Annotated in this window: 18 protein-coding genes and 1 pseudogene; 15 read left to right on the top strand and 4 right to left on the bottom strand. The window is 58.6% G+C overall.

Features of this window, described 5'->3' with window-relative positions; all coding sequences use genetic code 11:
• Nucleotides 1–85 precede the first annotated feature (85 nt).
• Nucleotides 86–994, top strand: a complete 909-nt coding sequence (gene prmB / locus J2Y56_RS19800) for a 50S ribosomal protein L3 N(5)-glutamine methyltransferase (RefSeq protein WP_007944456.1) — start codon at nucleotides 86–88, stop codon at nucleotides 992–994.
• Nucleotides 995–1,132: 138 nt separating this feature from the next.
• Here prmB and J2Y56_RS19795 read toward each other — a convergent pair whose 3' ends face one another.
• Both J2Y56_RS19795 and J2Y56_RS19790 read right to left on the bottom strand, forming a co-directional pair.
• Entirely contained in the window at nucleotides 1,133–1,924 is a 792-nt protein-coding gene (locus tag J2Y56_RS19795) for a hypothetical protein (protein ID WP_007944457.1), read from the bottom strand.
• 95 nt (nucleotides 1,925–2,019) lie between these two features.
• A pseudogene (locus J2Y56_RS19790) lies at nucleotides 2,020–3,019 on the bottom strand (alpha/beta hydrolase).
• Between the two features lie 84 nt (nucleotides 3,020–3,103).
• Here J2Y56_RS19790 and aroC point away from each other — a divergent pair.
• From aroC to J2Y56_RS19775, 3 genes are all read left to right on the top strand, one after another.
• On the top strand, nucleotides 3,104–4,195 hold the full coding sequence (gene aroC, locus J2Y56_RS19785; protein WP_007944460.1) for a chorismate synthase: 1,092 nt from the start codon (nucleotides 3,104–3,106) through the stop codon (nucleotides 4,193–4,195).
• 34 nt (nucleotides 4,196–4,229) lie between these two features.
• Nucleotides 4,230–5,375: an MFS transporter gene (locus J2Y56_RS19780; RefSeq protein ID WP_007944461.1), complete on the top strand. Its 1,146-nt coding sequence runs from the start codon at nucleotides 4,230–4,232 to the stop codon at nucleotides 5,373–5,375.
• Between the two features lie 99 nt (nucleotides 5,376–5,474).
• A complete protein-coding gene (locus J2Y56_RS19775; RefSeq protein WP_310352143.1) occupies nucleotides 5,475–6,020 on the top strand; it encodes an acireductone dioxygenase in 546 nt (181 codons plus the stop codon).
• An 85-nt stretch (nucleotides 6,021–6,105) separates the two neighbouring features.
• Here the strand turns inward: J2Y56_RS19775 and J2Y56_RS19770 are convergent, their stop codons facing one another.
• Nucleotides 6,106–6,384 (bottom strand): DUF3509 domain-containing protein, encoded by a 279-nt coding sequence (locus J2Y56_RS19770; protein ID WP_007944463.1) that lies wholly within the window; start codon nucleotides 6,382–6,384, stop codon nucleotides 6,106–6,108.
• A 339-nt stretch (nucleotides 6,385–6,723) separates the two neighbouring features.
• On the opposite strand from J2Y56_RS19770, the gene J2Y56_RS19765 reads away from it, so the two are divergent.
• The 9 genes from J2Y56_RS19765 to J2Y56_RS19725 all read left to right on the top strand — a co-directional run bounded on the left by J2Y56_RS19765 (nucleotide 6,724) and on the right by J2Y56_RS19725 (nucleotide 14,606).
• Nucleotides 6,724–8,562: a long-chain-acyl-CoA synthetase gene (locus tag J2Y56_RS19765; protein ID WP_007944464.1), complete on the top strand. Its 1,839-nt coding sequence runs from the start codon at nucleotides 6,724–6,726 to the stop codon at nucleotides 8,560–8,562.
• Nucleotides 8,563–8,658: 96 nt separating this feature from the next.
• A complete protein-coding gene (locus tag J2Y56_RS19760; RefSeq protein ID WP_007944465.1) occupies nucleotides 8,659–9,177 on the top strand; it encodes an ankyrin repeat domain-containing protein in 519 nt (172 codons plus the stop codon).
• A gap of 116 nt (nucleotides 9,178–9,293) precedes the next feature.
• Nucleotides 9,294–9,824, top strand: coding sequence for a hypothetical protein (locus J2Y56_RS19755; RefSeq protein ID WP_007944466.1), 531 nt, complete (start codon nucleotides 9,294–9,296; stop codon nucleotides 9,822–9,824).
• Nucleotides 9,825–9,902: 78 nt separating this feature from the next.
• Nucleotides 9,903–10,094: a PLDc N-terminal domain-containing protein gene (locus J2Y56_RS19750; protein ID WP_007944467.1), complete on the top strand. Its 192-nt coding sequence runs from the start codon at nucleotides 9,903–9,905 to the stop codon at nucleotides 10,092–10,094.
• A gap of 147 nt (nucleotides 10,095–10,241) precedes the next feature.
• On the top strand, nucleotides 10,242–10,475 hold the full coding sequence (locus J2Y56_RS19745) for a hypothetical protein (RefSeq protein ID WP_007944468.1): 234 nt from the start codon (nucleotides 10,242–10,244) through the stop codon (nucleotides 10,473–10,475).
• A 213-nt stretch (nucleotides 10,476–10,688) separates the two neighbouring features.
• The gene (locus J2Y56_RS19740; RefSeq protein WP_007944469.1) at nucleotides 10,689–11,033 is read left to right on the top strand and encodes a ribonuclease E inhibitor RraB; all 345 of its coding nucleotides are present in this window, start codon (nucleotides 10,689–10,691) and stop codon (nucleotides 11,031–11,033) included.
• A gap of 394 nt (nucleotides 11,034–11,427) precedes the next feature.
• Complete coding sequence (locus J2Y56_RS19735; RefSeq protein ID WP_310352139.1) at nucleotides 11,428–12,837, top strand: circularly permuted type 2 ATP-grasp protein; 1,410 nt, start codon at nucleotides 11,428–11,430, stop codon at nucleotides 12,835–12,837.
• A 12-nt stretch (nucleotides 12,838–12,849) separates the two neighbouring features.
• Complete coding sequence (locus tag J2Y56_RS19730) at nucleotides 12,850–13,800, top strand: alpha-E domain-containing protein (RefSeq protein WP_007944471.1); 951 nt, start codon at nucleotides 12,850–12,852, stop codon at nucleotides 13,798–13,800.
• Nucleotides 13,797–14,606, top strand: coding sequence for a transglutaminase family protein (locus tag J2Y56_RS19725; RefSeq protein WP_007944472.1), 810 nt, complete (start codon nucleotides 13,797–13,799; stop codon nucleotides 14,604–14,606). The genes J2Y56_RS19730 and J2Y56_RS19725 overlap by 4 nt, the downstream gene beginning before the upstream one ends.
• A gap of 122 nt (nucleotides 14,607–14,728) precedes the next feature.
• Here the strand turns inward: J2Y56_RS19725 and J2Y56_RS19720 are convergent, their stop codons facing one another.
• Nucleotides 14,729–15,550, bottom strand: a complete 822-nt coding sequence (locus J2Y56_RS19720; protein WP_007944473.1) for a cytochrome c — start codon at nucleotides 15,548–15,550, stop codon at nucleotides 14,729–14,731.
• Between the two features lie 593 nt (nucleotides 15,551–16,143).
• On the opposite strand from J2Y56_RS19720, the gene J2Y56_RS19715 reads away from it, so the two are divergent.
• A complete protein-coding gene (locus tag J2Y56_RS19715) occupies nucleotides 16,144–17,349 on the top strand; it encodes an acetyl-CoA C-acetyltransferase (protein ID WP_007944474.1) in 1,206 nt (401 codons plus the stop codon).
• 27 nt (nucleotides 17,350–17,376) lie between these two features.
• Nucleotides 17,377–19,521 carry a 3-hydroxyacyl-CoA dehydrogenase NAD-binding domain-containing protein gene (locus tag J2Y56_RS19710; RefSeq protein WP_310352135.1) on the top strand — a complete coding sequence of 715 codons (2,145 nt, stop codon included), beginning with the start codon at nucleotides 17,377–17,379 and terminating at the stop codon, nucleotides 19,519–19,521.
• Nucleotides 19,522–19,546 lie beyond the last annotated feature (25 nt).

The raw sequence follows: 19,546 nt of genomic DNA, 5'->3' as shown, positions 1-19,546 counted from the left end.
ACATTTGATCGGGTGTTTTTCCTGCGTCGTCGTGGCGCGTTTTGGCTGTTAGAATCGCCAGTCGTTTTTTCTGGAGCTTGCCGCCGTGATCACTTCCCGACTTCGTACCCTGCGTGACCATATCCGTTGGGCCGTCAGCCGCTTCCATGGGGAGGATCTGTTTTTCGGCCATGGGACCGACAACGCCTGGGATGAAGCCCGTCAACTGGTGTTGGGAGCCTTGCACTTGCCGTGGGAAATCGCTGACAGCTACCTCGACTGTGCTCTGGAAGAAGACGAGTTGGTCAATCTGCAACGCCTGCTCAAGCGCCGCATCGAAGAACGTATTCCTACCGCCTACTTGCTGGGCGAAGCGTGGTTTTGCGGCATGTCGTTCATCGTCGACGAGCGCGTGCTGATCCCGCGCTCACCCATTGGCGAGTTGATTGAAAACCGCTTTACGCCATGGCTGGGCACCGAGCCTGCGCGCATTCTCGACCTTTGCACCGGTTCCGGCTGCATCGGCATCGCCTGCGCCTACGAGTTCCAGAACGCCGAAGTGGTGCTGGCCGATCTGTCGTTCGAAGCGCTGGAAGTGGCCAATCAGAACATAGAGCGTCACGGTGTCGATGAGCGGGTGTACACCGTTCAGGGTGATGGGTTTGATGGCTTGCCGGGTCAACGTTTCGACCTGATCGTGTCGAACCCGCCCTACGTCGATGCGGAAGATTTCGCCGATATGCCGGATGAGTATCAGCACGAGCCGGAGCTGGGACTGGCCTGTGGCGATGATGGCTTGAACCTGGTGCGTCGCATGCTCGCTGAAGCCGCGGATCATCTGACCGAGAAGGGTTTGCTGATTGTCGAAGTGGGCAACAGCCAGGTTCACGTCGAGGCGCTGTACCCGGAAGTCGATTTCGCCTGGCTCGATTTCGAGCGCGGCGGGCATGGGGTGTTCATGTTGTCGGCTGAGCAGTGCCGCGATCATCAGGCGCTGTTCGCGTCCCGCGTCTGACCTGAGGATGCCATCGTCGGATCGCCGCCCGGACCAAGCCCGCTCCCACAGGTTTTGTGTGTGCCACATAATTTGAGCACGACATAGAACCTGTGGGAGCGAGCCTGCTCGAGATGGCCGCGCCTCGGTATCAACCTTTTACCGATGCGTAGCAATCCAGATCAACAACCCCGCCTGAAACACCGCAAACGCCACCAGGCAGGTAATGGTAAAGCGCAGCCCGGCGTCTTCACGCCTGTACTTGCTGACTTTTTCTTCGTGCGTCTTCAGCTTCACTTCCTGCTCGGCCAGGTTCTGTTCGGCCTGCTGAAGCATCTGCGCGGCTTCGAGAATTTCCACCAGTTGCAGCTTTTCAGTATTCCACTCGCCCGACAAGTCGCCGACCTGGACGTCTTTGACGCGGCCCTTCAAGTGCTGGGCATCGGCATACACCACCTCAAAACCATGGGCCTTGAGAAATTGATCGCGGCGTAGGCGGGTGTCTTCGTTCAGTGCGTCTTTGTTGTTCAGGTCCATGCCATCGACGGTGTAACCGGACCAGCGCTTCTTCGCCCAAGTGATCCCTTGAGCGGCCATGAAGCGGCCGATGCCACGGTTCATCGGTTCAATCTGCAGGCCGCTGTCGGGTCCGAAATGCACGCTCCTGGTGGTGTGGTCGACCCACACATCCAGATGATTCTGTTCTTTGCGCACACGCTGGCCGGGCAGGGTGATGCTCATGCGCATCAGGCTCTGTTCCTTGCCGTTGCGTTCGGCATAGCCGAATTCGACAAAGCGCAGTGGCCGCCCGCCGGTGTTGCGGTCGGTTTTCAGCGGCGCCAGACGAAGCATCTTGTGGTGCTCGACGTGGACGTCCGCCCACGGCAGCTCAACCGCTGGCGGTGCGTCTTGTTCCGCGGTGGTGTCGGGTGAAATCTGGGTTTCAGTCATAACGGCGAGATCCTGTCCAAGCCCTGCCGCCAGCCAGTGCGCTGGCGACAAAGGTTTATCGGCCGTTTTTGACAGGACTGGAGGGCCAATAGCGCTTAACGGCTGTGAAGTCCGTCAATAAACCCGAGGATTCGTGTGCCAAGTTCGGCCGCCAGCGGCAATTGTGGATCTTTATAAGAGGCCAATTGCCGTTTTACATCGTTGGGTACGATGCGCAGGACGTGGTTCATGCCTTCGATCAGCGCCAGTTCGGCGTCCGGTTTAGCAGCTTTGAGCAGCCTGGCGTCACCGACCCCGACCTGGATGTCGTTGCTGCCCTGAATGATCAGCGCCGGCATTTTCAACCGGGCAAACGCTGCTGCCGGATCCTGGCGGAACAGCGAAATCAGGTACGGCTGCACACTCGGGCGGAATATCCCCTGCAATGGCGGTGGCACGTTGTCGTCGGTGTGGCCGGCCTTGAGGCTGTCGAGCAGTTCATTACTGCGCTGCATCAGCGCAGGTGGCAGGTTATTGCTCAACTGCTGACGCAACACTTGATCGACCGGTCGCGCGCTGCCGGACAGGGAAATGATCCCCGCGGCATCGACGCTCGGTGCCGCCAGGGTGGCAATCAGGGCTCCTTCGCTGTGGCCGAGCAAAATCAACTGGCTAAAACGCGGATCATTTTTGAGCTTCCTGGCCCAGGCTTCGGCGTCGGCTACATAGGCTTCAACGGACAAATTGCGTTCATTCGGGGTGGCGGCAAGGCTCGCTGCCACCCCGCGTTTGTCATAACGCACGCTGGCGATGTTGTGTTTGGCCAGCACCCAGGCCAGCCGTTTCAGGCTGTCGTTGCGTCCGCCATCGGTGTTGTTTCCGTCACGATCCGTAGGACCTGAGCCGGAAATGATCAGGACAACCGGCACAGGCGTGTCGGACTTGGGCAGTAACAACGAGCCGAAAAGCTCACCGCTGCCGGTATCCAGGGTGATAGGTCGTTGCAGGACGGTGGCCTGCACAAAGCCGGTAAACAGGGTCAGGCTCAAGGCTAAAACTCGCAGCATCATCACGCCATCATTCACAAAGGTGCCGTTTGGACTCGCCGGTACCCATAAGGTTCGAGGATGAACTACTCGGGTAGCCTGCGTATACTGGCGCGCATTACGTATTCAGGTTCTATTTCACGGAGCGTCCTGCATGTCCGGCAATACCTACGGCAAGCTGTTCACTGTCACCACCGCGGGCGAAAGCCATGGCCCGGCGTTGGTCGCCATTGTCGACGGCTGCCCGCCGGGGCTGGAGATTTCTCTGGAGGATCTGCAGCGTGATCTGGACCGCCGCAAGCCCGGCACCAGCCGCCACACCACACAACGCCAGGAAGCCGACGAAGTCGAAATCCTTTCCGGCATATTCGAAGGTCGCACTACCGGCTGCTCCATTGGCCTGCTGATCCGCAACACCGACCAGAAGTCCAAGGACTACTCGGCGATCAAGGATCTGTTCCGTCCAGCCCACGCCGACTACACCTACCATCATAAATACGGTGAGCGCGATTACCGTGGCGGCGGTCGCAGCTCGGCCCGGGAAACCGCCATGCGCGTGGCCGCCGGGGCAATTGCGAAAAAGTACCTGGCGACGCAAGGCATCATCATTCGCGGTTACATGAGCCAACTTGGCCCGATTGAAATCCCGTTCAAGACCTGGGATTCGGTGGAAGAAAACGCGTTCTTCAGCCCTGACCCCGACAAAGTCCCGCAGCTCGAAGCCTATATGGATCAGCTGCGTCGCGATCAGGATTCGGTCGGAGCCAAGATTACGGTTGTTGCCGAAGGTGTGATGCCAGGCTTGGGCGAGCCGATTTTCGACCGCCTCGATGCCGAACTGGCCCATGCGCTGATGAGCATCAACGCAGTGAAAGGCGTGGAAATCGGCGCCGGCTTCGCCAGCGTCGCCCAGCGCGGCACCGAACACCGCGATGAAATGACCCCCGAAGGTTTCCTCAGCAACAACGCTGGCGGCATTCTCGGCGGCATCTCGTCCGGACAGCCGATCGTTGCGCACCTGGCGCTGAAGCCGACGTCGAGCATCACCACGCCGGGGCGCTCCATCGACATTCATGGCAACCCGGTGGAAGTCATCACCAAGGGCCGTCACGATCCGTGCGTCGGTATTCGTGCCACGCCGATTGCTGAGGCGATGATGGCCATTGTGTTGATGGATCACCTGCTGCGCCACCGTGGGCAGAACGCCGATGTGCGTGTGAGCACGCCGGTGCTGGGTCAGCTTTAATGGCTGATCTCAACGCCGCTGCAGTCTGACGACGGTGGCGGCGCTCCCGTACTGGCGGCTTTCCAGTTTCTATCTGTTCTATTTCGCCTTGCTCGGTTCGACGGCGCCGTTTCTGGCGCTGTACTTCGATTACCTGGGGTTTTCCAGCGCGCGGATCGGCGAACTGGTGGCGATCCCGATGCTGATGCGCTGCGTCGCGCCGAACATCTGGGGCTGGTTGGGTGACTACACTGGCCGGCGCCTGGCCATCGTGCGCTTCGGTGCATTCTGTACGTTACTGACGTTCTCGCTGATTTTCGTCAGCAAGACCTACGCCTGGCTGGCGATGGTCATGGCGCTGCACGCGTTCTTCTGGCACGCGGTATTGCCCCAGTTCGAAGTCATCACCCTGGCGCACCTGAAAGGGCAGACCTCGCGCTACAGCCAAATTCGACTCTGGGGCTCCATCGGTTTCATCATCACCGTGGTGTTGCTTGGCCGAATATTCGAATGGCTGAGCCTCGACATCTACCCGATGGCGTTGGTGTTGATCATGGCCGGTATCGTCCTCAGCAGCCTGTGGGTGCCCAATGCACAACCGGCTCAGGGTATTCGAGAGTCGGGGGACGGTTTTCTCAGGCAATTGCGCAGCCCCGGCGTCCTGGCGTTTTATGGCTGCGTGGCGTTGATGCAGATGAGCCACGGGCCTTATTACACGTTTTTGACTTTGCACCTGGAACGGCTCGGTTACAGCCGAGGGGTGATCGGTCTGCTCTGGGCGGTCGGCGTGGTCGCTGAAGTGTTGATGTTTCTGGCCATGACCCGAATCCTCGCACGGTTCTCGGTGCGCCGGGTGCTGCTGGCGAGTTTCCTGCTGGCCGCCCTGCGCTGGGTGCTGCTCGGCTCGTTTGCCGAATTTCTTTGGGTATTGCTATTCGCCCAGGTGCTGCACGCGGCTACGTTCGGTAGCTTTCACGCGGCGGCCATCCAGTTCGTGCAACGTAGTTTCGGAGCGCGTCAGCAAGGGCAAGGCCAGGCGCTATACGCCACATTGGCAGGTACCGGCGGCGCGCTGGGCGCTTTGTATGCCGGTTATAGCTGGAATGCCCTCGGCGCCCCATTGACCTTTAGTATTGCAAGCCTCGCAGCCCTGGCAGCAGCCGTTATCATTGCCACACGACTGAAAGAGGACAGGCCATGAGCTGTTTCGGCAGATCGAGGCCTAAGAATTTTTTGAGTGCGAGTTGAAGACGCGTGCGCTCTTTAACCGTAAAGCATGAACCGTTAAGGAGTTGCCCTGATGAGCAGCCTGTCCGTTTACCACGTCTCAAGCCCTGACCTGCCGAACAAGGTGCTGACCCATTTCGAAGACATCGCCTCGACCCTGGCCGAGCAAGGCGTGCGCTTCGACCGCTGGCAAGCGGCAGCGAAAATCCAGCCCGGCGCCAGTCAGGAAGAAGTGATTGCCGCGTATCAGGAACAAATCGACAAGCTGATGACCGAACGCGGTTACATCACCGTCGACGTTATCAGCCTGACCAGTGATCATCCGCAAAAAGCCCAACTGCGCGCCGAGTACCTCGACGAACATCGTCTTGGCGAAGACCTCGTCAGATTTTTCGTTGCTGGCCGTGGCTTGTTTTCCCTGCACATCGGCGATTACGTCTACGCGGTGCTCTGCGGAAAGAACGACCTGATCTCGGTGCCGGCCGGTACGCCACACTGGTTCGACATGGGCGAACATCCACATTTTGTGGCGATCCGTCTGTTCAAGAATCCTGACGGCAGGGTGGCCAACCTCACCGGCGACGACATCGCCGGCCGCTTCCCGCGTCTTGAGGACTAAACCTGGATAGTTTGGGCGATGCTGGAAACAATTCAGGCCGTGAAGCGAAAGCTCTCACGGCCTGTTTGTTTAAACACGGGACGATCTACGCCGTGTGATAAGTCGGCAACGCAAACCGTTGCTGGCTTTGCAGCATCGAGATCTGCGGCAGTTCACTGGCCTGTTCGGCCAGGTCACGGCGAATCGCGCTGATTACCCACGACAACTGATCGCCAGCATGTAATTGCTGATAGGAAATCGAACGCTTGAACACCCGGCCTTCGGTGCTGCGCAGAGTCAGCAGAATGCCGCCGTCAGGACGCGGTTGAGTGGTCACATCGAAGTTGGAGAACAGGGAGGAAAATTTTTCTTGGATCAGGTTCATGTCTATCAGCTCCGTGCACAGTGATTGGCAAGCATGGAGAGGTAGTTGCAGCGATTGTGCCAGTATTTTATGTTTTTAAAATCCTTATAAATCAATCAGTTATGTTTTTGCGTATTTTGGCTTTCGTGCAATCTGCATGAATGGCCATCGTGCATCCTGCATTTTGAAAGATCGTCGCTGTTTCGATGGAACCAAACGCCAGGTCGAGGTTCATCGTTCGTTTGTCCGGGTTGCGGATACAAAACATTGCAAAAACCGCGTGTACAGTTCAAGAACCGCTGACGTATTTTCGAGGTCAATGAACACCGCCCGACAATAAAAAAATCAGCGGGAACACCCATGAAACGCACGCCGAACGACACGATTACCTGGGGCATGATGCTCCGCAAACTGCCGACGATCGCCAAGGTCATCCCTCGCGTGGTGAAGGGCCTGAAAGTCGCCAACGTCAAGGATCCGACCCAACCGTGTGGCCTGGGCTGGTGTTTCGAACAGGCGACGTTGCGCAATCCTGATGGCCCCGCGTTACTGCAGGGCGACGTGGCACTAACTTATGTGCAGGTCAATCAATGGGCCAACCGCATCGCTCATCATCTGATGGCCCAAGGCATCGGCAAGGGTGACGTGGTCGCGGTCTTCATCGAGAACCGCCCGGAACTGCTGGTGACGATTCTGGCGGTAGCCAAGGTCGGCGCGATCAGCGCGTTGCTCAATACCTCGCAGACCCGCGATACCCTTGTGCACAGCCTGAACCTGGTGGCACCGGTGGCGATTGTTGTCGGAGGCGAGTTGGTCCCGGCGTTTTCGCAGGTCCGCGAACGGGTGTCCATCGCTTCGGCGCGAACCTGGTTCGTCGCCGATCAAGCGGCCTGCAATCATCCGGGCATTGCCCCCGACGGTTTCGTCAACCTGATGGCGGCCAGTGCCGATGCGGTCGACGACAACCCTGCCAGCAGCCAGCAGGTTTTTTTCGACGATCCTTGTTTCTATATCTACACCTCGGGCACCACCGGACTGCCCAAGGCCGGCGTCTTCAAGCACGGGCGCTGGATGCGCAGCGCCACCAGTTTTGGCCTGATCGCCCTGGACATGCAGCCGCACGACATCGTCTATTGCACCTTGCCGCTCTATCATGGAACCGGACTCTGCGTGTGCTGGGGCTCGGCCATCAGCGGCGCCTCGGGGTTTGCCATCCGCCGCAAGTTCAGCGCCAGCCAGTTCTGGAGTGACGTACGCAAATACCACGCGACCACTATCGGCTACGTGGGCGAGCTGTGCCGCTATCTGGTAGATCAACCTCCCAGTACCGAGGACAGCCAGCACGGCGTGACCAAGATGATCGGCAACGGTTTGCGTCCCGGAGCATGGAACGCCTTCAAGACCCGTTTTGGTGTCAGGCACATTTGCGAGCTGTATGCGGCCAGCGACGGCAACATCGGGTTCAGCAACATTCTGAATTTCGACCACACCATCGGTTTTTCGCTGATGGCCTGGGAATTGGTGCCCTACGACCATGACAGTGGTCAGCCGATTCGCAATGCCAAGGGTTTCATGAATAAAGTGGAGAAAGGTGCGCAGGGGCTGTTGTTGGCGAGAATCGACGACAAGGCGCCGCTAGACGGCTACACCGATCCGCAAAAGACCGCAAAAGTCGTGCTGCATGACGTGTTCAAGAAGGGTGACCGTTACTTCAATACCGGTGACCTGCTGCGCAACATTGGATTCGGTCATGCGCAATTCGTCGACCGTTTGGGTGACACCTATCGCTGGAAAGGCGAAAACGTCTCGACAACGGAAGTCGAAAACATCCTGCTGCAATATCCGCAGATCGCGGAAGCCGTGGCGTATGGTGTGGAGGTCCGAAACACCAACGGGCGCGCCGGCATGGCTGCGATTACCCCGGCAGAATCCCTCGCTACTCTGGATTTCAGCGAGCTGCTGAATTTCGCTCGCCAGCAAATGCCGGCCTATGCGGTGCCGCTGTTCCTGCGGGTAAAAGTCAAAATGGAAACCACCGGGACGTTCAAATACCAGAAGACCCGGCTCAAGGAGGAAGCATTCGACCCCGGAAAAACCAGCGATGACCCGATCTACGCCTGGCTACCCGGCACTCAGACATACGTGCAAGTGACCGAGCAAGTGCTGGCGGATATTCACGGCGGCAAGTACCGCTATTGAATGTGGCTATGACGGCCCTTGAGAAAAAACAAGTGACAGCCGGCGGGCTGCTCGGGAAACTGTCGGCTTTGCGAATAACCCAACGTGGAGCCCCCGATGTCAGACCAAAGCCGCCAGATGACCCCTGAAGAAGCCGCTGAATTTGCCGAACAGGTCTTCAACAAAGCGCGCGAGGGCGATGCGGCCATGATGGCTGCCCTGCTGACCAAAGGCCTGCCGCCTAATCTGCGCAACCACAAAGGTGACACCTTGCTGATGCTGGCCGCCTATCATGGCCATGTGGAAACCGTAAAAGTGCTGCTCGAACACAAAGCCGACCCGGAAATTCGCAACGACAACGGCCAAAGCCCGATTGCCGGTGCCGCGTTCAAGGGTGACCTGGCGGTGGTCAAGGCACTGGTAGATGGCGGGGCGCAAGTGGAAGGTTCATCGTTCGATGGCCGTACCGCGCTGATGATGGCAGCGATGTTCAACCGCGTCGAAATCGTCGACTACCTGATCAGCAAAGGTGCCGATCCGAAAGCCAAGGACGCCAATGGCGTGTCCGCACTCGATGCCGCGAAAACCATGGGCGCCGTCGACACCACCGCGCAGCTGGAAAAACTGCTCGGCTGATCCTTTGTGGTGAGGGGGAAAAGCTCCCTCACCACAGGTCTCACCCTGCTCGGTAACTTCCCCCGAATGCGCTATCCTTCGCGCCCTCAAAAATCATTCGCTACAGGATCCACCTCATGAAAGCCGCACTCGTCGAACTCATCAGCAAAATCAGCTCCGGGTGCATGAGCGATGACGAAATCCTGAAAGTCGCTGACGAAGCGGCTCAGGCCTACGCCGATCCTGAGACTTTTCTGACGGCCAACCCGGATATCAATTACGACGACACGTTCCCGATCTCCTTGGGCGAATGGGTGGTTGTCGGCAGTCTGCCGGAGACGGTGCTGTTCCAGGCCGACACTTACATGGACCTGTTCGCCCAGATCGTCGCCTCGTTCGGCCCGGGTGTTGATTTCAATATCAAGCCCAAGCAGCTGGCCAAAACCGAAGCCCTGACTGCGCTCAATCGCATTCAGGTGCAAATGGGCAGCATGAACAAGGAAAACGGCGGCTACACGCTGATGAACTTCAGCCAGTTGCTCGACGACGAACTGCAAGTGGTGCTGGTCTACGGCAACGACGTGCCGCGGGTGCTCGAATTGTGCGCCGAGGTCGGCATCGCCGCTGCGCCATCTCTGGAAGCCTTGAAAGTGGCGATCCATATCTGACGTTAATCCTATAAAAATCGGAACCCTCGCATTAGGCGGCTATCCTAAGAGTGCAAATTACTCTTAGGGAGCGTCACCATGGGTTCTACGTTCAACAGCCTGATTGCCTTGATCATTTTCGTTCTGGATATCTGGGCCATCATCAACGTGGTTAAAAGTAGCGCCACTACCGGGATGAAAATCCTCTGGGTGCTGTTGATCGCGTGCTTGCCGGTGCTGGGGCTGATCATCTGGGCCATTGCCGGGCCACGGGGGAACGCGCGGATCTGACTCGAAACTCCCTGTGGGAGCTGGCCGGCTCGCTCCCACAAGGACCGTGTTTTTCATACTCGCACGCAGTATGCCGTTGAACGATCAGTCCGCGAAAAAGTCCAGATGCTTGTAAGCCCATCAACGGGTTTTATCGAGGAGGCACTGATGCAAAAGTGGAAGATCACTTTCGTGGATGATCACGGTGAAACAATCGATGAAGTCTTTGAGTGCGACGAGTGCCCGGACAACGAGCAAGCAGCCAAACTCATCAAGGCCCGGCTTCTTCCTGTCGCCGCCGAACTGGATCTGAATGATCTGGAAGGGCGAACCGCTGATGCGAGCGTCAAAAGCCTTAAAGCCCAGAACAGCATACAAATCCTCGGTATCACGCCAATCTGAACACCTCCTGTCACATTCTCATCCAGGCCTTGGCAGCGGCTCTCTCTTGAGGCTACTCTGCAATCGAGATCAGCGAACGGATCGCTAAGGTCTGGTCTTGTCAGCTACATGCTTGCTTCCCAACGGCAACGAGATTGCCGCATCGCTCGCACCACTCGGTTGCGCGTGCCGGGAATACGGAAAGTCTATCCATCACTTTGAGGGGGACGTTTCATGAGCACAGCCTATCAAGAAGACATCAGCAGCTCGGTGCTGCGCCGCATGAAAGAAGGCGGTTTCGACTTTTCAAGATTCCATCCCATCGAGTTCTACGCCATTTTCCCCGACGAGGAGCGGGCCCGCAGGGCAGCAGGACATTTTTACCGTGGTGAGTCCCTGAATGCGCAAATCAGTGTGCGCGACGATGGCGCATGGGCGCTTGAACTGAGCAAAGTCATGTACGCCACTTACGATGATATCGGCGATTTCGAGCAATGTTTTGAGGCCGTGGTCGAGCCGCTGGGCGGCATCATCGAAGGATGGGGCGTCAAACAGGAGGTACGAGGGCTACTCGCATAATCTTATGAACAGTGACACGCGCTAACGGCTGACCTTCGGGTTGGCCGTTTTAGTTCATGGGGCGGTAAAACCCCTCCGGCAAAACCCTGAAACAAGAACCCGGCGCAAAAAAAACCGCCTGAGCAGGCGGCGAAAGGGAGGTTCGGGCTGTTTTTCCAGCGAATGCACGGATTATCCGCACCGGCGACCGGGCAGTGAAATCAACTCTGACTATGCTGGTGATAGGCGACAACGTCGCCTTGCAATGAAGCGGGGGCAATCAAGTTGGGGCGTTTGCTGCACAGGGTTGGTGCGGTATTGACGATGTGTATTTACAACTGATTGATATCTAAGCGTTTATGCCGATGGCACGGGCCTTGCGAAGCCTAGATGTCCGGGTGACAAGGAGTACGGCATGATCCGCACCTATTTTGATGAAATGTACGATGCCGGCGGCCTGGTCCGCCCGCATTATCGGGAGTTTGCCCGTTGGCTGGCCGAAACGCCTGACGAGCTTTTGGCACAACGGCGACGCGAGGCCGATCTGTTATTTCATCGCGCCGGGATAACATTCACGCTCTACGGTGATGAGCAAGGGACAGAGCGCCTGATTCCCTTTGACACCATTCCCCGCAGCATCCCTGCCAGTGAATGGCGGGTCGTCGAGCGCGGCTGCATTCAGCGGGTCAAGGCATTGAACATGTTCCTTGCCGACCTCTATCACGAGCAGCGCATCATCAAGGCGGGCATCATTCCAGCCGAGCAAGTGCTGGCCAACGAGCAATACCAATTGGCGATGCAAGGGCTGGATCTGCATCGGGATATTTATTCGCACATTTCTGGCATCGATCTGGTGCGCGACGGCGACGGCACGTATTACGTGCTTGAAGACAACCTGCGTACACCCAGTGGCGTGAGCTACATGCTTGAAGACCGCAAGATGATGATGCGGTTGTTCCCCGAACTGTTCGCGGCGCAACGCATTGCGCCCATCGATCACTATCCGAACTTGCTCCTGGATACCCTGAAAAGCTCCAGCCCGATCGACAATCCGAGCGTGGTGGTGCTGACCCCGGGTCGCTTCAACAGCGCGTTTTTCGAGCATGCCTTTTTGGCGCGGGAGATGGGGGTTGAACTGGTGGAAGGCGCAGACCTGTTCGTGCGGGACGACAAGGTGTTCATGCGCACCACCGACGGGCCGAAAGCCGTCGACGTGATTTACCGTCGCCTCGACGACGCGTTCCTCGATCCACTGGCGTTCAACCCGGATTCGATGCTGGGCGTTCCGGGGCTGCTGTCGTCATACCGGTCAGGCAACGTGGTGCTGGCGAATGCCATCGGCACTGGAGTCGCGGATGACAAGTCGGTGTATCCGTTTGTCACTGACATGATCCGTTTCTACCTCGATGAAGAGCCGATCCTGAAAAACGTGCCGACCTTCCAGTGCCGAAACCCTTCTGAACTGTCCCACGTACTGGCCAATCTTCCCGATCTGGTGGTCAAGGAAACCCAGGGCTCCGGTGGTTACGGAATGCTGGTGGGGCCGGCGGCGACGGCGGCGGAAATCGAGTCGTTCCGTGCGCGGATCAAAGCCAAGCCCCATGCGTACATCGCGCAACCGACGTTGTCCCTGTCGACCTGTCCGACCTTTGTCGAAAACGGCATTGCTCCACGCCACATCGACCTGCGTCCGTTTGTATTGTCTGGCCGCGAAACCCGGGTTGTACCCGGCGGTTTGACCCGTGTCGCCCTGCGTGAAGGCTCTCTGGTGGTGAATTCCTCACAGGGCGGCGGAACGAAGGACACCTGGGTGGTCGAGGATTGAAGGAAGCCTGCCATGTTAAGTAGAACTGCCTCGGATTTGTATTGGATGTCACGTTACCTGGAGCGGGCGGAAAACCTCGCACGGATGCTCGACATCAGTTATTCGCTGTCGCTGATGCCACAGGATGGTCGCGGTGACGGGCTGCACGAACTCGCCATGCCGCTGCTGATCACCGGTACCCTGGACGATTATCTGGAGCGCCACGGCGCGTTGCATGCCGAACGGCTGCTGCATTTCTTCGCCCTGGATGCGGCCAACCCGGCGAGCATCTACAGCTGCCTCGGTGCCGCTCGGGCCAGCGCCCATGCGGTGCGTGGGCGAATCACCGCCGATATGTGGGAAAACATCAACGCCACCTGGCTGGAGATTCGCGGGATTGCCGAACAGGGGTTGAGCCGCTACGGCATGAGTCGTTTTTGCGAATGGATCAAGGAACGTTCCCACCTGTTTCGGGGCGCGTCCTACGGCACCATCATGCGTAACGATGCGTTCCGCTTCATTCGTCTGGGAACATTTATCGAAAGGGCTGACAACACACTGCGCCTTCTCGATGCGCGCTACGAAATGGCCGGTGATCAAGCCGAAGCCGTCAGTGACAGTACGGCGCACGCCTATTACCAGTGGAGCGCATTGCTCCGTGCGCTGTCGTCGTTCGAGGCGTACACCGAGGTCTACCGCGATGCTCCCGGTGCCCGGCATGTGGCTGAGTTGCTGTTGTTGCGGGCCGATGTGCCGCGCTCATTGCGCGCCTGTACCGAAGAAATCGACCAGATCCTCGCCAGTCTGCCGGGGGCCAACGGCCGTCCGGCTCAACGTCTGGCCGCTGAGATAGACGCGCGCCTGCGCTACACCGGCATCAACGAAATTCTCGAAGAAGGCCTGCACGCCTGGCTGACCGAGTTCATCCCGCTGGTGCGCCAGTTGGGCAACGCCATTCACAGTTCATACCTGGAGGCTGCATGAGACTTTCCATTAGCCACGAAACCACCTATCACTATGAAGATCAGGTGCGGGCGAGCATCCAGTACCTGCGACTGACACCCCACGACAGCGAGCGTCAGCACGTGCTCAGCTGGCAACTCGACCTGCCGCGCCCGGTACGCGCGCAACTCGATCCGTTTGGCAACATTTTGCACGTGCTGACCATGGACGAGCCGCACGAGGCAATCATCATCGGCGCCCGTGGCCAGGTCGACATCGATGAACTGCGTGAAGCTGAGCATGAAAGCCAGTCGGCCCTGCCGTTCCTGCGTTTCACACGCCTGACCGAGCCGGACGAAGCCTTGCGAGCGTTCGCGCAAAAGGAATGCAAAACCCGTCGGGACCGCACTGCGCTGATCGACTTGATGCATGGCCTTAACCAGCACATGACCTACTCGCCGGGTTCAACCGAAGTCGACACCAGCGCGGCTCAAGCCTTCGCCGGGCGTTCAGGCGTCTGTCAGGATCACACCCATGCGTTTCTCGCCTGCGCGCGCAGCCTGGGCATTCCGTCGCGTTATGTGTCGGGTTATCTGTACAGCGAAAACAGCGAACACCTGGCCAGTCACGCCTGGGCTGAAGCCTGGCTGGATGATGCCTGGTACAGCTTTGACGTGACCAATGAACTGGCTCGTCCGGAGCGCCACTTGAAACTGGCGGTGGGCCTGGATTATCTGGATGCCTGCCCGGTACGCGGGATGCGCCGGGGGGGCGGGTGCGAACAGATGCATGCGAAGGTGTTTGTGTCGCCAACGCCGATGCCGGTTGTCTCGGTCCAACAGCAATAATCTGCAGCACCACAATACCCTGTGGGAGCGAGCCTGCTCGCGATAGCGGTCTTTCAGTCAGCAAATCTGTGACTGATACACCGCCATCGCGAGCAGGCTTGCTCCCTCCAGGGTTGATGGTGTCAGGGCTTAACCTTGCGCCCGGCCATATGCTTCAAATACCCCACCAGCATGTCCAGATCCCGCTCCGGCAACACCTGCGCGGTAAATCCCGGCATCTTCGCCTGCGGCCACTGGCGCAGGCTCTGCGGATCCCGGATGTACCGCTTCAGAAAGTCCGCTCCAAAATACTCGGTCGGACTATACGGAATATTCAGATCCGGCCCGAACTGCGCATCTCCGGCACCGTTCAGTCGATGGCATGCCAGGCAGTTTTTCTGAAACAGCGCAAAACCTTGATTGACCGGATCGTCCGCTTTCAAGGCCGGATCCGGCAGCAGGGCAGGGAAGCGCTCGGCCACCGGCGCCAAACGTTTGATGCTGGCGACTTGGTATGGCCACTGCTCCGGGCTGATATTGCCTGCCTGCGGATTACTCCAGACCAGATAAAACGGCCCGGCACTTGGCTTGCCGGCAGACAGCGCCGGCCACGGTTTGGCCGGGTCTTCAATCGCCAGCCATGCCTGCGCGCCTTGGGTGTTGAGCAAAGGTGCCGCGGCCAACTCGGCGGCAAAACCGTCCAGCGCCACGGCTTGCAAATGGTCAGCAGGCTTGATGTCGGTCAACAAGGCCGCCAGCGGCACCGCTTGATAACTCATCTCCCGTTTGTAGGAAACATCGTCGGCAATGCGCAGAGTCTGGAGTCGAGGGTGCTTGAGCAGTTCCTCGGTCTGCCAGGTGCGACTGCTCGCGCCCAGCTCAAGGTTCAGCTGTGCGGCAAACAGAGGCGTGCTGAACAGCAAGGCCCCGATCAGAGTGAGCGTTTTCAATAGATCGTCATCCATGTCGTGAAGATGCCATAAAGGTTGGCACACCCACGCTGGCTCGGGTAGCGAGCCAGTCACATTTTGGAATGACGATATAAATACCTGACGCCGTATTTTTTACCGACTAGCCAATCACCTTGGTCAGATTCGGCAAAATCAACAACAGCGTGGTAGCGAAAAGAATGAGCCCCGCTTGACGTACTTTTGATTGCTTGAACATGGCTTGACCGCCTTTATTGTTATTTCCTGATGCCTGCCTGCATATCTCCATGACGGCAGAGCGTTGCACTTCCTGTAAGACGAGCGCCTCGGCAAAACCCGACGACAACTTCGTACACTTCACCTTAGAGCCCACGTCACCCGTGGTTTAGATCCATTTCGTATGGAGCTGTTGGTAAAAGCTATAAAAAAGACATGAGGCCTATTGCCAGCTTCTTGGGCGCCCTTTTGCTAGACAGCTCCGTGTCCTGAAACGGTTAATCCCATAGCAGGCTACCGTCCGTCTGAGCGTGTCCGTCAACGTCTGTGAGCACTGCGGTCATTGAATCCGAACCGACTCGGCATAAGAGTGAGCGCTCAGTATTTACTCACCGCCCAGGTTCGAGGACGTCATGACCCAAGCTTTGATATTCGATGCGTTACGCACGCCCCGCGGCAAAGGCAAGGCCGATGGCGCCTTGCACAGCGTCAAACCGGTCAATCTGGTGGCCGGCTTGCTGACGGCGCTGCAACAGCGCACCTCGCTCGATACCAGTCAGGTCGATGATGTCGTCCTCGGTTGCGTGACGCCTATCGGTGATCAAGGCTCCGATATCGCCAAGACCGCGACCCAAGTGGCGGATTGGGACGTCAGCGTCTCGGGTGTTCAGATCAACCGCTTTTGCGCTTCAGGCCTTGAGGCGGTGAACCTCGGCGCGATGAAGGTGCGTTCCGGTTTCGAAGACCTGGTGGTGGTCGGCGGTGTCGAGTCGATGTCCCGCGTGCCGATGGGCAGTGACGGCGGCGCCTGGGCGTTGGACCCGGAGACCAACCTGCACAGCCATTTCACCCCACAGGGCGTGGGCGCTGACCTGATCGCCACGCTTGAAGGTTTCAGCCGCCAGGACGTCGATGCTTACGCGCTGTACTCGCAACAGAAAGCGACGCGGGCACGGGCGAACGGTTCGTTCAACAAGTCACTGGTGCCGGTGCAGGATCAGAACGGCATCATCCTGCTCGATCACGATGAGTTCATTCGGGCCGACTCCACCCTGGAAGGCTTGGGCAAGCTCAAGCCGAGTTTCGAGATGATGGGGCAAATGGGCTTCGACGCCACGGCGTTGCGGGTTTACAGCCATGTCGAACGGATCAATCACGTCCACACGCCGGGCAATAGCTCCGGAATCGTCGATGGCGCCGCACTGATGCTGATCGGTTCCGAGGCGAAGGGCCGGGCGTTGGGTTTGCAGCCTCGGGCGCGGATTGTCGCCACGGCAGTCACCAGCACCGACCCGACCATCATGCTCACCGGCCCCGCGCCGGCCACCCGTAAAGCACTGGCCAAGGCCGGCCTGCGGGTTGATGACATCGACCTGTTCGAAGTCAACGAAGCGTTTGCCTCGGTGGTGCTCAAATTCATCAAGGACATGGCCATCGACCCGGACAAGGTCAACGTCAACGGCGGCTCCATTGCCATGGGCCACCCGTTGGGTGCCACGGGGTGCGCAATTCTCGGCACGTTACTCGATGAGCTGGAAAACCGGCGCCTGCGCTATGGCCTCGCGACGCTGTGTGTCGGCGGCGGCATGGGCATTGCCACCATCATCGAACGCCTCTGAGCCCCCGACTTTCAAGGAAACATGTTCATGACTGAAGCCATTCGTTACGAAAAAGGTCAAGACCAGATCGTCGTCCTGACCATCGACTTGCCAGGCCAGAGCGCCAACACCATGAACGCGGTTTACCGCGAAGCCATGGCCGCCTGCGTCGCCCGTCTGGTTGCGGAAAAAGACAGCATTGCCGGGGCCATCATCACTTCGGCGAAGAAGACGTTCTTCGCTGGCGGCGACCTCAATGAGCTGATCAAGGTCGGCAAACCTGAAGCCAAAGCGTTCTATGACAGGGTGCTGACGCTCAAGGGGCAATTGCGCACTCTGGAAACCCTTGGCAAGCCGGTGGTGGCTGCGATTAATGGCGCTGCATTGGGTGGCGGTTGGGAAATCTGCCTGGCGTGCCATCACCGCGTGGCGCTGGACAATCCGTCCGTGCAAGTCGGCCTGCCGGAAGTCACCCTTGGCCTGTTGCCGGGCGGCGGCGGGGTGGTTCGCATGGTGCGGATGCTGGGGATTGAGAAATCCTTGCCCTATCTGCTCGAAGGCAAAAAAGTCCGACCACAACAGGCGTTGCAAGCCGGGTTGATTGACGAGTTGGCCAAAGATCCCGGCGAACTGCTGAGCAAGGCACGGGCCTGGATTCTGGCCAATCCGGCGGCGGTTCAGCGCTGGGACGTGAAGGGCTATCAGATCCCGGGCGGCACACCGTCCAGCCCGAAAGTCGCGCAAATGCTCGCCATCGCGCCGTCGATCCTGCGCAGCAAAACCCAAGGTTGCATGCCCGCGCCGGAGAAAATTCTCTGTGCGGCGGTTGAAGGTGCTCAGGTGGATTTCGACACTGCGCACTTGATCGAAACCCGCTATTTCACCGAATTGACCACCGGCCAAATCTCGAAAAACCTGATCGGCACGTTCTGGTTTCAGCTCAATGAAATCAATGCCGGCGGCTCTCGGCCCCAGGGTTTCGCTCCCTACCTGACGCAGAAGGTCGGAGTGCTCGGCGCCGGGATGATGGGTGCGGGTATCGCGTTCGTCAGCGCATCGGCGGGTATCGAGGTGGTGCTCAAGGACATCACCCTGGCGGCAGCTGAAAAGGGCAAGGCCCATTCGGCAGCACTGCTGGACAAGAAAGTCGCGCGCGGCCAGATGATTGCGCAGCAGCGTGAAGCGATTCTGGCGCGGATCAGCACCACCGAAAGCGACGCGGACCTGGCCGGTTGTGACTTGATTATCGAGGCGGTATTCGAAGACCGCGAGCTCAAGGCCAAGGTCTCATCGGCCGCGCAAAAAATCGTCGGTCCGGACGCTGTCATCGCTTCCAACACCTCGACCTTGCCGATCAGTGGCCTGGCCACGGCGGTGCCGGATCAGACCAAATTCATCGGCCTGCACTTCTTCAGTCCCGTGGAAAAAATGCCGTTGGTGGAAATCATCAAAGGCGCCCACACCAGCGACGAAACCCTGGCGCGCGGCTTTGATTTCGTCCTTCAAATCAAGAAAACCCCGATTGTGGTCAACGACAGGCGCGGATTCTTTACTTCGCGGGTATTTGGCACCTTCACCAATGAAGGCATTGCGATGCTCGGCGAAGGCGTCAGCGCGCCGATGATCGAAACCGAAGCACGCAAGGCCGGCATGCCCATCGGGCCTCTGGCAATCTCTGACGAAGTTTCCCTGAGCCTCATGAGCCATATCCGCAAGCAAACGGCCAAGGACCTGCAAGCCGAAGGGAAGCCGCTGATCGAGCACCCGGCGTTTACCGTGATTGACTTGCTGCTCAACGAATACAAACGGCCCGGTAAAGCGGCAGGGGGCGGTTTCTATGAATACCCGGCCGCCGGCCAGAAACATCTATGGCCGGAGCTGAAAAGCCGTTTTGAGAAGCCTGACGGGCAGATATCGCCAAAGGATGTGCGTGATCGACTGCTGTTCGTGCAAGCCATCGAGACGGTGCGCTGTGTGGAGGAGGGCGTGCTGACGTCGACGGCAGACGCCAACGTCGGCTCGATCTTCGGCATCGGTTTTGCCGCATGGACTGGCGGTGCATTGCAATTCATCAATCAATACGGCGTGCAAGACTTCGTCGCCCGCGCCCAGTACCTGGCCGCGCAGTATGGCGAGCGCTTCAATCCGCCGGCCTTGTTGCTGGAAAAAGCGGCTAAAGGGGAGGCGTTTTAAGGGACCGGTGACGCCTCGCAGGGCT

This window comes from Pseudomonas sp. BE134, assembly GCF_031456105.1.
GTDB lineage: Bacteria > Pseudomonadota > Gammaproteobacteria > Pseudomonadales > Pseudomonadaceae > Aquipseudomonas.
This window is presented reverse-complemented; position numbering and strand designations above follow the sequence as displayed.

Coding starts and splice junctions, on each gene's coding strand:
- J2Y56_RS19750 (WP_007944467.1), top strand. CDS start 9,903: ATGGGTTCTACGTTCAACAGCCTGATTGCCTTGATCATTTTCGTTCTG.
- J2Y56_RS19725 (WP_007944472.1), top strand. CDS start 13,797: ATGAGACTTTCCATTAGCCACGAAACCACCTATCACTATGAAGATCAG.
- J2Y56_RS19765 (WP_007944464.1), top strand. CDS start 6,724: ATGAAACGCACGCCGAACGACACGATTACCTGGGGCATGATGCTCCGC.
- J2Y56_RS19770 (WP_007944463.1), bottom strand. CDS start 6,384: ATGAACCTGATCCAAGAAAAATTTTCCTCCCTGTTCTCCAACTTCGAT.
- J2Y56_RS19755 (WP_007944466.1), top strand. CDS start 9,294: ATGAAAGCCGCACTCGTCGAACTCATCAGCAAAATCAGCTCCGGGTGC.
- J2Y56_RS19745 (WP_007944468.1), top strand. CDS start 10,242: ATGCAAAAGTGGAAGATCACTTTCGTGGATGATCACGGTGAAACAATC.
- J2Y56_RS19730 (WP_007944471.1), top strand. CDS start 12,850: ATGTTAAGTAGAACTGCCTCGGATTTGTATTGGATGTCACGTTACCTG.
- J2Y56_RS19735 (WP_310352139.1), top strand. CDS start 11,428: ATGATCCGCACCTATTTTGATGAAATGTACGATGCCGGCGGCCTGGTC.
- J2Y56_RS19760 (WP_007944465.1), top strand. CDS start 8,659: ATGTCAGACCAAAGCCGCCAGATGACCCCTGAAGAAGCCGCTGAATTT.
- J2Y56_RS19775 (WP_310352143.1), top strand. CDS start 5,475: ATGAGCAGCCTGTCCGTTTACCACGTCTCAAGCCCTGACCTGCCGAAC.
- J2Y56_RS19720 (WP_007944473.1), bottom strand. CDS start 15,550: ATGGATGACGATCTATTGAAAACGCTCACTCTGATCGGGGCCTTGCTG.
- J2Y56_RS19795 (WP_007944457.1), bottom strand. CDS start 1,924: ATGACTGAAACCCAGATTTCACCCGACACCACCGCGGAACAAGACGCA.
- J2Y56_RS19710 (WP_310352135.1), top strand. CDS start 17,377: ATGACTGAAGCCATTCGTTACGAAAAAGGTCAAGACCAGATCGTCGTC.
- J2Y56_RS19715 (WP_007944474.1), top strand. CDS start 16,144: ATGACCCAAGCTTTGATATTCGATGCGTTACGCACGCCCCGCGGCAAA.
- aroC (WP_007944460.1), top strand. CDS start 3,104: ATGTCCGGCAATACCTACGGCAAGCTGTTCACTGTCACCACCGCGGGC.
- J2Y56_RS19740 (WP_007944469.1), top strand. CDS start 10,689: ATGAGCACAGCCTATCAAGAAGACATCAGCAGCTCGGTGCTGCGCCGC.